Raw genomic sequence first — 12530 nt, 5'->3', positions numbered from 1 at the left:
ACTTGATTGTAATTGTTTGTTTTATATTTAAAAATCTTATAAAGATATAGGTTTTTACTTATTACGTTCATTTTCATTGAATTACGATGAAAAACGGTAAATAATATTGTCCCGTTTATACGGGGCTTTTTTCTTTCGGAGGCACAATGCTTTACCGTCTAGCCAGAACTGGCTTTTTCCAACTCGATGCCGAGAAGGCACATGATCTTGCAATCAAGAACTTCCAACGCTTTAACGGCACACCACTTGATCTCTTTTACCGCCAACAGTTACCAACTCGTCCAGTTGAGTGTATGGGTCTAACATTCCGTAACCCTGTTGGTCTTGCGGCTGGTTTAGATAAAAACGGCGAATGTATTGAAGCATTTGATGCCATGGGCTTTGGCTTTGTCGAAGTCGGCACTGTAACGCCACGACCACAACCAGGTAATGATAAACCACGCTTATTCCGTTTAGTGGAAGCAGAAGGGATCATCAACCGCATGGGCTTTAATAACCTAGGCGTTGATAATTTGATCGAGAATGTTAAACGAGCAAAATTCAATTGTGTTCTCGGAATTAATATCGGTAAAAATAAAGATACGCCAATTGAGAAAGGGGCAGAGGACTACCTGATTTGTATGGAAAAAGTGTATGAGTATGCTGGCTATATTGCAGTAAACATCTCATCGCCAAACACTCCAGGTCTTCGTTCACTTCAATATGGTGAAGCGCTTGATGAACTGCTTTCCGAATTAAAAGCGAAACAAGCGGAGTTATCAGAGAAGTACAACAAGTATGTCCCGTTAGCATTAAAGATTGCGCCAGATTTAAGTGACGATGAAATCTGCCAAATCTGCGATTCTTTATTGAAAAACAATATAGATGGTGTGATCGCGACTAACACAACTTTGGATCGCACGATCGTAGAAGGGATGAGACACGCCAATGAGGCAGGTGGCTTGAGTGGTCGCCCTGTGCAATCACGCTCTACGGAGGTCGTACGTAAGCTTCATGAAGAGCTTGGAGACAAACTTCCAATTATCGGTGTTGGTGGTGTAGATTCCTATGTTGCAGCCAAAGAAAAGATCATGGCAGGCGCTAAACTTGTTCAAGTCTACACTGGCTTTATTTACCACGGCCCAGGTCTCGTACGTGATATTGTTAAGAATCTTTAACACATACATCAAAAACTACTGAAAAATCAGTACCTGTTACATAAAAAAGAGGACTTTGTTTCCTCTTTTTTTTTATCCGTTCGTTTGTAGAATTTAAAAATCACGAGTAGGTAATTAAGCGTCTTACCTCTTTACCACTGATTTAACTAGTCAAGAGAGAACGGAATAATGCTTAAACCCAGCGACAAATGGAATTGGTATTTTGACGAGCAAAAAGCTTGCTTAATGCTGGATCTGGGGGAGGAAATGATTTTCCAAACCAATCTATCCCGAAAATTGTTGGTTAACTGTGCCTTCTCAAACAGTGAATTTACCGTTGATGACGCCAGCGCATTTCAAACGTTTAATGAGCGCATTCGTTGTCTCGATATCAGTGAATATCGCCAAGCTGAATTAACACTGTATTGTGTTGCTGCAAAGCGTTTTCATAAACCTGTACAGCCTAAGAGCTGGTTCTTCGATGCACAGTCCTCTGATTATGAACCTCAAGAAGGGGACATGGTCTTTCTCACAAATCAATATTCTGATGGTATGTTCATCGTTCTAGAACCAGGCGAAACATCGAGCTTATGTGCTTATGTTAACCAAGAAGCCTTTGTTCTTGATGGCAATAAGGCGCTTCAATTTGGGCAGCCGATTAAAGTAATGTATGATCGCATGGCTTGTGCAAACCACCTCTTTGCAATGACCCCTATGGCAATGGTGGGTTAAAGCGGTTTAATTTTTCTTTATTTCGTTCCTTTGTTTGCCTTAATCGACCTTATTGGGTCGATTTTTTTTGTCCTTTCCTCTGACACTCCAATCCGAAAGACCATGAAACTGTTTGTTTTCTATGCATGCAAACATGAAGCTGGTCACTTTTATTTTACTTATTTCAATTTGATTACTCCTTTAATTAGGCAACCTAGCGCCTAAAACAACCCTATTTATTCCCCTATAAAGGGCATTTGTAAGTAATTTACATCAACCAATCACGACTGGTATATACCAAAATGCATGTAAATAAGTATTCACTTCTTCTAAAGGAAACAAAATACGTTCATGAATGAAAAACATTCAAACTAAAGATGTTGAAAGTTTTAGATCATTTGAGTGGTGATGATTTGAACTAACGGGTGGGAAAATACCTTTAAAAACGAGGCATTGATCGTAAAGTCAGGTATAATTGAAGCCATTTTTTATCAGCGAAAGAACACTATGAATCAATATCTCGCGGTAACTTCAAATGGCATGGAAAATTTGCTTGTTGAAGAACTGACTAAACTAGGCATTGAAAATGCGAAACCAGTACAGGCAGGCGTAAAATTTAAAGCGACAAACGAACAGGTTTATCGCTGTTGTTTGTGGAGCCGTTTAGCGTCTCGATTTGTACGTGTTTTATCTGAGTTCACGTGTAACAACGACATGGACTTGTATCTATCCACTTCCACTATTAACTGGGTTAACCAATTTCATAGCTCTAAACGCTTTGTTGTGGACTTTAACGGCACAAACCGTGAGATTAGAAATAGCCAATACGGAGCTATGAAGGTCAAAGATGGCATCGTAGATTGCTTTGAGAATAAAGGCTTGCCACGTCCTAATATCAGCAAAGAACGCCCAGATATTCGTATTCACGTTCGTTTGCATAAAGATAAAGCGTTGCTTGGGATAGACATGGTAGGTAGTGGTCTTCATCAGCGTGGTTATCGACCAGAATCGGGTCGTGCGCCATTACGTGAAACGCTTGCTTCTGCGATTATCATGCGTTGTGGCTGGGATGGGCATCAACCATTACTCGATCCAATGTGTGGTTCTGGTACTTTGCTTATTGAAGCGGCAATGATGGCAGCCAACATGGCACCTGGCGTTAAGCGCAAACAATGGGGCTTCGAAGTTTTGGAAGACTTTGAACCGGAGACCTGGGCTGAGATTAAATCAGAGGCTAATGTTCAAGCTAGACGGGGTGTCAAGAAAGTTGACGCTAAGTTTTTTGGATTCGATAACGACCCCAAAGTATTAAAAGTCGCTCAAGAAAACGCCCGCAGAGCAGGTGTTGAAGAGTTGATTGAGTTTGCGCAAGGTGATGCTGCAACTATTACTCGTCCCGCAGGATTTGAACACGGTGTTATCGTTTCAAACCCACCTTACGGTGAGCGTCTAGGAACTGAGCCGGGGCTGATTGCGCTCTATACCGCATTCGGTGGACAGCTAAAATCTGAGTTTGGCGGATGTAAAGCATCTATCTTCTCGAGCTCAGACGAGCTCTTGAGTTGCCTTCGTATGCGCGCTGATAAACAGTTTAAATTGAACAACGGTGCGTTACCGTGTCACCAAAAGAACTACAGCATTGCCGAGCGCAGCGCTGATGAAGTTAAAGGTGCAGATACTAACGTTCAAATCGCACCAGACTTCTCAAACCGTTTGAAGAAAAACATTGGCAAGATTGGCAAGTGGGCTCGTAAAGAGAAACTAGACTGCTATCGTATCTACGATGCAGACCTTCCAGAATACAACGTAGCGATCGACGTGTACGGCGATCAAATTGTGATTCAAGAGTACGCAGCACCTAAGAACATCCCTGAAGAAAAAGCCAAGCGTCGTCTAACGGACATTATCCGTGCGACGATTCAGGTGACCGGTGTTGAAGCGAACAAAGTTGTACTGAAAGTTCGTGAGAAGCAGAAAGGTCGAAGCCAGTACCAAAAATTAGGTCAGGTATCAGAGACGCTCGAAGTAAACGAGTACGGTGTGAAGCTGATCGTGAACCTTCATGACTACCTAGACACAGGCCTGTTCTTGGATCATAAGATCACTCGTCGTCGTCTTGGCGAAATGGCACAGGGTAAAGATTTCCTTAACTTGTTTGCTTACACTGGTAGTGCAACAGTGCACGCTGCAGTTGGTGGTGCGCGTTCCACTACAACTGTCGATATGTCAAACACCTACTTGAACTGGGCGAAAGACAATATGCAGCTTAATGGCTGTGTAGGGCGCCAACATAAATATGAACAAGCGGACTGTTTGCAATGGCTAGAAAACGCAAAAGGTGAGTACGACTTGATCTTTATTGACCCACCTACGTTCTCTAACTCTAAGCGTATGGAAACATCATTCGATGTACAACGTGACCACATTAAGCTAATGAAGAACCTCAAACGTTTACTGAGAAGTGAAGGCACAATCGTATTTTCAAATAACAAACGTCACTTCAAGATGGATGAAGAATCACTCGCTGAATTGGGTTTGAAGGCTCAGAATATTTCTTCTCAAACGTTACCATTAGATTTTTCGCGTAATAAACAGATTCATAACTGTTGGCTAGTAACGCACGCGTAGTATAAACAAAAGGATTAATACGTGCTGATATTGTATAGCACGGAGGGATGCCATCTTTGTGAGATGGCATTTGCTCTAGTAGACCAAGTCGGTTTGGCCGAGCAAACAGATATCATTGATATTGCGTTCGATGATGTACTATTTTCTCGTTACGGCGTCATAATACCCGTATTAAAATATCAAGATTCTGAGTTGAACTGGCCGTTTGACTTAGAACAACTCACACATTGGTTGGATAATAATGGCATTACTTACCATTCATAACGCACAACTTGCATTTGGTGACCACCCATTGCTAGACAAAGCGGAGTTCGCTCTTCAAGAAAACGAACGCGTTTGTTTAGTTGGTCGTAACGGAGCAGGTAAGTCCACGTTAATGAAAGTGCTTGCCGGCGACATTTTGTTGGATGATGGCAAGATTCAAATAACTCAAGACGTAGTAGTTTCTCGGCTTGAACAAGATCCACCGCGCAATCAAGAGGGTACGGTTTACGAATACGTATCTGGCGGTTTGGCTGAAATCGGCGAACAATTGAAGATCTATCACGATCTTCTCGATCTTGTTGCTCAAGACCCAAGTGAGAAGAACATTAACCGTTTGGCGAAAGTTCAAGAGCAACTTGATCATTCTAACGCTTGGCGCTTTGATGACCGTGTTAAGAACGTACTTGGCGCTTTAAAACTAAGCCCAGAAACCAAACTGACCGATCTATCCGGTGGCTGGCAACGTAAAGCTGCTTTAGCTCGTGCGCTGGTTTGTGATCCTGATGTATTGCTTCTTGATGAACCAACAAACCATCTCGATGTGACAACGATCGAATGGTTAGAGAACTTCTTAAAAGACTTCAAAGGCTCGATCATCTTTATTTCTCACGACCGTGCATTCATCAAGTCGATGGCGACACGCATCGTTGACTTAGATCGCGGTCAATTAGCTTCTTTCCCTGGTAATTACGAACAGTATTTGAATGACAAAGAAGAAATGCTTCGCGTCGAAGAAATGCAAAATGCTGAGTTCGATAAGAAACTAGCGCAGGAAGAAGTGTGGATTCGTCAAGGCATTAAAGCACGTCGTACTCGTAATGAAGGCCGTGTTCGAGCCCTTAAAAAACTTCGTGAAGAGCGTCGTGACCGTCGTGAAGTTCAAGGTAAAGTTAACCTAAACATCGATGATGCTTCTCGTTCAGGTAAGATTGTATTTGAAGCAGAAAATGTATCTTTTGCTTACGAAGGCAAGACAATTGTCGACGACTTTAGCTTTAACATCATGCGTGGTGACCGTATTGCACTTATCGGACCAAATGGCTGCGGTAAGAGTACGGTACTTAAATTGCTACTAGGGCAATTGGAAGCGCAGTCTGGTCGTTTACACTGCGGAACAAAATTAGAAGTCGCGTACTTTGATCAGTACCGAGAGATTTTGGATCCAGAAAAGACAGTGATCGATAACTTAGCGGATGGGAAACAAGAAGTAATGGTTGGGGGACGTCAGCGTCATGCGCTGAGTTATCTTCAAGACTTCTTATTTGCACCTAAGCGCGCCAGAACCCCGGTTAAGGCACTTTCTGGTGGTGAGAAAAACCGATTATTGCTAGCCCGTATCTTGTTGAAACCAAACAACTTACTTATTCTTGATGAACCAACTAACGATTTGGATATCGAAACGTTGGAACTTTTAGAAGAAATGCTTGCCAATTATCAGGGTACATTATTGTTAGTGAGTCACGACCGTGAGTTCGTAGACAACACAGTAACAACCAGCTGGATTTTTGAGGGTAACGGTATAATCGAAGAGTTCGTTGGTGGTTATCATGATGCTAAACAGCAGCGTGACCAAGTTCTTGCTTCGCGCAGTCAGGTTGAAAAACCAACAAAGAAAGAGAAAGTGGTTGAGGAAACTCCCAAAACTACGCAACCTAAGAACAATTCGAAGAAGTTATCGTATAAGCTGCAAAGAGAATTAGAGGCTCTACCAGCTAAACTTGAACAATTAGAGTCGGATATCGAGAGCCTTCAGGAGCAAGTGAACGATCCAGAGTTCTTTGCTAAACCTGTAGAGCAAACTCAGCCGGTATTGGAACAGCTTGCTGCATTAGAGCAGGAGTTGGAAATCGCATTCGAGAGATGGGAAGAACTCGAAGCAATGCAACAGGATAGTTAAGAATTCAATGAATTGTAGTAATAAATTCAAATTGACCGCCATTGCAATGATGGTTGGTACCACAATGAACGCACAGGCGGCATTGTATCAAGTTGTTGAGGTTTCACCTCAGGATCATGGTTCAAACGGTGACTACCAAACGGCTTACGGGGTTGCAATTCAACAGGGCAATGCAGGTACAGATCCTTCAACAGGTTCACCTTTCGCTCTAGGCTGCTTTGATGCAGCAGCAAACTGCACGCCAGAGCAGTTTAAACTTGCAATGGAAACTCGCACTACACCGATTTCAGCGACACAAGCCGTGGATGGGAACAGCTATCGTGAAGAAATCCCATTCGGATTAGACGCTGGCTTTTATTACATCCAAGAACTCAAAGACTTTGAGCGTTACTGTTACAACCAGCTTCGCTATTCCACCTGTGACTCATGGGCTTCAGTAAACTGGACGCCGTGGAATAAAGAACGTAGTAAAGACTTTACTTCTAATGCGTTAGCGTTCATAGAAGAAGATTCTGCTGCTTATAAAAATGAATATAACAATGTTATCAACCAGCTTACCGAGGATGGTGCAGCTGTCGGTAATCAGAGTAAAGTTAGCACAAAAAATACTTCTACATTAGAAACACGAAATACCGTAGTTGCACCAGTAGAGCCAAATATTCTTACTGGCGATGGTGACGCAAGTGTTGTGCAAAGCCATGCTTGGAGCACAGACGGCAATTTTACTGTTGGCAGTGTTTCTCGAACAGCAAGCAATACCAATGGATCTCACCACACATCAAAAGCAGCGATTTGGGATCAAAGCGGAACCGTCAGTGAATTGGCTTGGCCAAGTGGCACATCTAAAGATGGAGAAAGGTTAGCTCAAGGGAGCATGCGTGACCTTGTCACTGATGGAACTACGGTCTATGGCGTAGGTTACAACACTTACAGTGATGATAACTACCTGAATGCGACTGTTTTTGTCGGAACTCTAGAAGCCGAAGGTAGCGTTGAAAACGCAACTTGGAAAAACAAAGTTGTTGTAGGAGCTAGACAGCGCGAGGGTGATGATACGGTTCATACAAACTCACGATTAACCGACGTTAACTCTAATTTTGTTGCTATTGGTGAAGCAAAACGTTCGGGCGGATACTTAATGCCAACGGGCTCTGCTCCGAATCGTCTCTTTATCGTAGATGATGTTCGTAAGGATTCTATTAGCGCTTTTTACCCAACTACTGGCATTTTCTTTAGCGGTGCGGGCGGTAAGATGGGCGGTATCAACTCTTACAATGAAATCGTCGGGCAACTTGATGCAGAAACGACTCGTGAAGACGATGGCAAGCCACGTCGTAAGCGCGGTTTTATCTATCCATATAGCCTAGGTGGCGAGACTAGTGAACGTGCTGCAACATTGTTTAATGGAAAAGCTTGGTTCCTAGACAGTTTGACTAATGGCGGTGATTACTCTGAACAAAACAATCAGTTCCGTATTATCGACGCAACTGATATCAATGATGCAGGTGTGATCTCTGGTACAGCTATGAAATGTGCAGGTGGTTATAGCACAACAGCAAACAATGCGACATGTAGCTCTGAAGAGCAAATTGTAGCAGTCAAACTAGTACCTATTGCTGACGCAACTAAGGACGACATCGTATCTCGAAGCATTGACTCAACGACGACAGAGCGTCAAGGTGCAGGCCTTGGTTGGTTAGCTTTGACCATGCTTGGATTGTTTGGGTTCCGTAGAAAATAGTTAAAAATCGTCAGTAATTTTTAAATCAAGCAGATGCTCACACATTTGAGTCTCTGCTTTTTTTATGCCTTGAGAAATTGCCTACTTTGATCGATTCTTATAAGTGGAGTCATAAAAACTCCATCAAAGTTTCACAATAACAGCTGTACGTTAGTAAATGGACCTGTATGAGGAATTAACTATGAAGAGACAAAAGCGTGATCGCCTAGAACGAGCTCAATCTCAAGGCTACAAAGCTGGGTTGAATGGAAGGTCTCAAGAGGCTTGCCCATATCAACAAGTTGATGCTCGGTCGTATTGGTTAGGTGGTTGGCGTGATGCCAGAGATGAAAGACAATCTGGTCTCTACAAATAAACTCTCCACATACAAAAAGAAGGATTCGAAAGGGCTCTACGGAGCCTTTTCTACATTATAGGGACATAGGGAAGTAGGTTAACACTCGACAACAAAAAGGCTCCTAAATAGGAGCCTTAATAAATCGATTAAAATCGAGATTAGAAGCTTGAAGTATCTTGGAACAAGCCAACTTTCAAATCTTTTGCTACGTAGATTTCTTTGCCGTCCACACATACACGACCGTCGGCCAAACCCATCACAAGTTTACGGTTTACAACGCGTTTCATGTGGATTTCGTACGTCACTTTTTTCGCTGTTGGCAGGATCTGACCTGTAAACTTCACTTCGCCAACACCCAGAGCACGACCTTTTCCTTTGCCACCAACCCAGCCAAGGAAGAAACCAACAAGTTGCCACATCGCATCAAGGCCAAGACAACCCGGCATTACTGGGTCGCCAGGGAAGTGGCAGTCAAAGAACCACAAATCTGGAGTAATATCCAATTCCGCCAAGATCAAACCTTTACCAAAATCGCCTTCAGTCTCAGACATTTTAGTAACACGATCCATCATTAGCATGTTTGGCGCAGGAAGCTGAGGGTAACCAGGCCCAAACAGTTCGCCTTGGCTAGAAGCAAGTAGATCGTCACGGTTATAAGAATCACGTTTGTTTTGCATTATCAATTACTCCAATTTTTGATAGCTGCATCTTAGTGAACACGTGTACGCTAAACAACTCCGATCAGTACTAGACAAACCAGTTTTTGATGCGCTGCACAATTCCTTCTGGATGCTCATGTCTTTCAAAGTTTTCAATACGTTCCGCTATTTTGCCAATAATGCTATCGTCTTCACCTCTAAAAGGTTTATTCATTACAATCGGAATAGCTTCATCTACGGTAGAAACGGACCAAATATGGAACTCACCATTTTTAATGCTTTCTATTACATCTTTATGTAATGCAAGGTGTTTAAGGTTTGATTTTGGCATCACAACACCTTGATTTCCTGTAAAACCTTGATGTTTACAAACCTGATAAAAGCCTTCAATTTTTTCGTTCAAGCCACCGACGGCTTGCACTCGACCAAACTGATCAACAGCTCCTGTAACAGCAACTTGTTGATTAATTGGAGATTCAGATAAAGCACTCACCAAGCAACAAAGTTCTGCAAGAGATGCGCTGTCACCATCAACTTCACTATAAGACTGTTCAAATACGATGGAGGCAGAGTAAGGCAGTGGTTCATCCAGTTTCAGAGCAGAGCTCAAGAAAGCTTGCATAATCATCATGCCTTTTGCATGTAGATTGCCTCCAAGCTCAGCTTTGCGCTCAACATCGGAAACATCGCCATCACCAAAATGAATTACACAAGATATTCGTGCAGGCTCACCATAGCTGACAGGGTGCCCAGCCATATCAATAACGGTTAGGCCATTGATTTGACCAACTTGTTCCCCAGTTGTCTCAATGATGACTTGTCCATCTAAAATATCGTACACGGCACGCTGAGGAAGGTAAGATTCTCGGTAATACTTGTCGTCAATCGCTTTATCTAACGACTTGTAATCTAATGCGTGACCATCACTGAACTGGCTGGCAAGCGTTAGAAGTTGAGAGTGCCACATTACTCCTAAAGGCAGATAATGTTGATCTTCAGTAAATCTCATACCGGCTAGCAACAATCTTCTAAAACCACATTCAGTTAAGTGAGGCAGCTGATATTGAGAACATATCCAGTTCACTAAACCAAAGTAATCTGTCAAATTCTGCTCTGACAGATGAATATCTTCTTCAACTTCCGTATACATGGCAAAGCCAGAACAGAAGTCTTCATCGATGTATTCTAGCTCTGCTAACTGACTTCTTTCTCCTGTTACAATCAGTTTTACATCATAAGCTTTAGCTTGCGGTACTGAAGTAGGTAAACGAGTAGGGCTTAGGTTCAGTGGCTCGATAAGGTTTTGTTGAATTGCAGACTTTATATTTGGCCAAAGCCCTGGGTTAGCCAAAATTAGATTAGCCGGTACAATTAAGTAACCGTTATCTGCCTGTGAAATTAAACCAGGTTGGAAGGCAATATCACCACTTACATCAACACTGTAACGGTCAAATAAACGTTTGGCATCAAGTGATTCCGAAAAAACTATCGCAGCGTTAGACTGGCTCTGAAGAGCTTTACTGATGAACTCTCTATATACAGAATTATCTACGCAGTTAATGAGTAGTACTCGCGTCAATCCGGAAATTTTTGAAAAACGAGATATCGTTGCCGACATTCTCGGTTGGAGATCAGTAAAAGACTTCTTTGGTAACGAAGGTGCAGACTTTAAAAGTGCTTCGTACTGCTCAAGTGAAGGTGTTACGTCTTGCCAATTAAGTTGGTTCATTAAAATTCATCGTAATTCAATCTTGCCGACATTATAACGAAACGGACTATAACACCCTAGCACCAATTTGGTTTGCTCTCGGCATTCATCTCTCAATGAACAATACTTAGACAAATGAGTGATCAACATCGATACTTCTAAGAGTTTTATTTGCCCAAGTAAACCATCTGGGTTACGCTGTCACTAGGTTATGTTTATGGTTCGGAACAAATGAAATATCAGCAGCTTGAGAATCTAGAATGTGGGTGGAAATGGAAGTATCTCATCAAAAAATGGAAAGATGGTGAAGCGATTACCCGACATATTGATACAAGCGAAGCAGATGCAGCGGTCGCAGAACTAAAACGCCTTGAACACGAGCCTACACTTGTCTTAGCTTGGATAGAAAACCACATGTCAGAAGAGTTAGATAATAAACTCAAGCAGGCTATCCGAGCGAAACGGAAACGTCACTTCAATGCAGAGCAAGTCCATACAAAGAAGAAATCCATTGATTTAGATTACCGAGTTTGGGAAAAGCTTTCTAGTAGAGCGAATGAACTTGGTTGTACGTTATCTGACGCAATTGAATATTTGCTTTCCGAAGCGTCGAGAAGTGAAAAAGCGAGTCAAAAAGTTACCTCAATTAAAGAGGATTTGAGTAAATTGCTATCTAGCTAGGATAGGGAGTGCCAAATGTTATATGTAATCTTAATTGCAGCCATCGTGATCTTTTGGTTGATCGCAGTCGATAGGCCGTTGTTAAAAGTAAAGTTCGATAATGGCCATATTAGTAACGTAAAAGGGCATCTACCTCCTTCTTTCAAACACAACTTACAGGATATTAGTGAGCATAACCCGTTTACTGGTGAAATGAAGGTGTATAGCCAACGAACAGGAATGCGCTTAAGCTTTTCCAAAGGCATTCCCAAAAAAGTTCAACAGAGGATTCGTAACGTTTTTCCGCACCAGGGCTTCAAAGCAAACAAAGGCAAGAAGCGCGCTTAATTACATATCAGTTACTTCATCATGTTAAATGGGACGCAATGTGGCGTCCCATTTTCGTATCTACAGAAAAATTACTTATCATCGAACAATCAACAACATAAACGGACCAAAACGATGAGATACGTTGTAACTTTAATGGTATTGATCTTTGCAAGTAATTCAGTTTTTGCTGACGATTCAGAAACGAACCTGTTGGCTAAAAAAATTAAGACTAAGCTTCAAAAGAAAGTAGACAATAAGTTTGATGGCTATCAAGGTTATTGTGACGTCATGATAGAAATGGAGCACAAAAGTAAAAACGCAGTAATAAAAAGAGTAACCAATAGTGGTGACCAAAAAGTGTGTAGGTACGTTAAGTCCAACTTGAAGAGAGGAAAACGCTATCGTTACAAATTCCCCGAAAAGTACATTCGTCTCCATATAACTACAGGCTTATAAATG

General features: G+C 42.1%; 12 protein-coding genes. 10 read left to right on the top strand and 2 right to left on the bottom strand.

The genetic code is table 11. The annotated features are described in order from the left end of the window. The first annotated feature begins 146 nt into the window (after window positions 1–146). The 7 genes from pyrD to rmf all read left to right on the top strand — a co-directional run bounded on the left by pyrD (window position 147) and on the right by rmf (window position 8732). On the top strand, window positions 147–1157 hold the full coding sequence (gene pyrD, locus R7Z10_RS08215) for a quinone-dependent dihydroorotate dehydrogenase (RefSeq protein ID WP_005377443.1): 1011 nt from the start codon (window positions 147–149) through the stop codon (window positions 1155–1157). Between the two features lie 168 nt (window positions 1158–1325). Next, entirely contained in the window at window positions 1326–1868 is a 543-nt protein-coding gene (locus tag R7Z10_RS08210; protein WP_318104597.1) for a cell division protein ZapC, read from the top strand. Between the two features lie 486 nt (window positions 1869–2354). Next, entirely contained in the window at window positions 2355–4475 is a 2121-nt protein-coding gene (gene rlmKL / locus R7Z10_RS08205) for a bifunctional 23S rRNA (guanine(2069)-N(7))-methyltransferase RlmK/23S rRNA (guanine(2445)-N(2))-methyltransferase RlmL (RefSeq protein WP_025766615.1), read from the top strand. 21 nt (window positions 4476–4496) lie between these two features. After that, window positions 4497–4739, top strand: a complete 243-nt coding sequence (locus tag R7Z10_RS08200; RefSeq protein ID WP_080276907.1) for a glutaredoxin family protein — start codon at window positions 4497–4499, stop codon at window positions 4737–4739. Continuing rightward, window positions 4717–6636 (top strand): ABC transporter ATP-binding protein, encoded by a 1920-nt coding sequence (locus R7Z10_RS08195; RefSeq protein WP_005377449.1) that lies wholly within the window; start codon window positions 4717–4719, stop codon window positions 6634–6636. Before R7Z10_RS08200 ends, R7Z10_RS08195 begins: the two co-directional genes overlap by 23 nt. 7 nt (window positions 6637–6643) lie before the next feature. Then, window positions 6644–8377 (top strand): DUF3466 family protein, encoded by a 1734-nt coding sequence (locus R7Z10_RS08190; protein WP_318104594.1) that lies wholly within the window; start codon window positions 6644–6646, stop codon window positions 8375–8377. Between the two features lie 181 nt (window positions 8378–8558). Further along, window positions 8559–8732, top strand: a complete 174-nt coding sequence (rmf, locus tag R7Z10_RS08185) for a ribosome modulation factor (RefSeq protein ID WP_005377453.1) — start codon at window positions 8559–8561, stop codon at window positions 8730–8732. Window positions 8733–8872: 140 nt separating this feature from the next. Here the strand turns inward: rmf and fabA are convergent, their stop codons facing one another. Beyond that, window positions 8873–9391 (bottom strand): bifunctional 3-hydroxydecanoyl-ACP dehydratase/trans-2-decenoyl-ACP isomerase, encoded by a 519-nt coding sequence (gene fabA, locus R7Z10_RS08180; RefSeq protein WP_005390081.1) that lies wholly within the window; start codon window positions 9389–9391, stop codon window positions 8873–8875. A 70-nt stretch (window positions 9392–9461) separates the two neighbouring features. After that, window positions 9462–11102 (bottom strand): Lon protease family protein, encoded by a 1641-nt coding sequence (locus R7Z10_RS08175; RefSeq protein WP_005377458.1) that lies wholly within the window; start codon window positions 11100–11102, stop codon window positions 9462–9464. A gap of 210 nt (window positions 11103–11312) precedes the next feature. On the opposite strand from R7Z10_RS08175, the gene matP reads away from it, so the two are divergent. The 3 genes from matP to R7Z10_RS08160 all read left to right on the top strand — a co-directional run bounded on the left by matP (window position 11313) and on the right by R7Z10_RS08160 (window position 12527). After that, window positions 11313–11762: a macrodomain Ter protein MatP gene (gene matP, locus R7Z10_RS08170; protein WP_005396497.1), complete on the top strand. Its 450-nt coding sequence runs from the start codon at window positions 11313–11315 to the stop codon at window positions 11760–11762. Between the two features lie 15 nt (window positions 11763–11777). Continuing rightward, window positions 11778–12089, top strand: coding sequence for a DUF3634 family protein (locus R7Z10_RS08165; protein ID WP_318104592.1), 312 nt, complete (start codon window positions 11778–11780; stop codon window positions 12087–12089). 114 nt (window positions 12090–12203) lie between these two features. Then, window positions 12204–12527, top strand: coding sequence for a hypothetical protein (locus tag R7Z10_RS08160; RefSeq protein ID WP_318104590.1), 324 nt, complete (start codon window positions 12204–12206; stop codon window positions 12525–12527). Window positions 12528–12530: the final 3 nt, after the last annotated feature.

Origin of the sequence: Vibrio sp. Vb1018, from assembly GCF_033338775.1 — a bacterium.
GTDB classification, from domain to species: Bacteria; Pseudomonadota; Gammaproteobacteria; order Enterobacterales; family Vibrionaceae; genus Vibrio; species Vibrio alginolyticus.
This window is presented reverse-complemented; position numbering and strand designations above follow the sequence as displayed.

Bases quoted from the DNA above. Each gene is read 5' to 3' on its own strand.
- R7Z10_RS08195 (WP_005377449.1), top strand. From the start codon at position 4,717: ATGGCATTACTTACCATTCATAACGCACAACTTGCATTTGGTGACCAC.
- rlmKL (WP_025766615.1), top strand. From the start codon at position 2,355: ATGAATCAATATCTCGCGGTAACTTCAAATGGCATGGAAAATTTGCTT.
- R7Z10_RS08165 (WP_318104592.1), top strand. From the start codon at position 11,778: ATGTTATATGTAATCTTAATTGCAGCCATCGTGATCTTTTGGTTGATC.
- rmf (WP_005377453.1), top strand. From the start codon at position 8,559: ATGAAGAGACAAAAGCGTGATCGCCTAGAACGAGCTCAATCTCAAGGC.
- R7Z10_RS08190 (WP_318104594.1), top strand. From the start codon at position 6,644: ATGAATTGTAGTAATAAATTCAAATTGACCGCCATTGCAATGATGGTT.
- fabA (WP_005390081.1), bottom strand. From the start codon at position 9,391: ATGCAAAACAAACGTGATTCTTATAACCGTGACGATCTACTTGCTTCT.
- pyrD (WP_005377443.1), top strand. From the start codon at position 147: ATGCTTTACCGTCTAGCCAGAACTGGCTTTTTCCAACTCGATGCCGAG.
- R7Z10_RS08210 (WP_318104597.1), top strand. From the start codon at position 1,326: ATGCTTAAACCCAGCGACAAATGGAATTGGTATTTTGACGAGCAAAAA.
- matP (WP_005396497.1), top strand. From the start codon at position 11,313: ATGAAATATCAGCAGCTTGAGAATCTAGAATGTGGGTGGAAATGGAAG.
- R7Z10_RS08160 (WP_318104590.1), top strand. From the start codon at position 12,204: ATGAGATACGTTGTAACTTTAATGGTATTGATCTTTGCAAGTAATTCA.
- R7Z10_RS08175 (WP_005377458.1), bottom strand. From the start codon at position 11,102: ATGAACCAACTTAATTGGCAAGACGTAACACCTTCACTTGAGCAGTAC.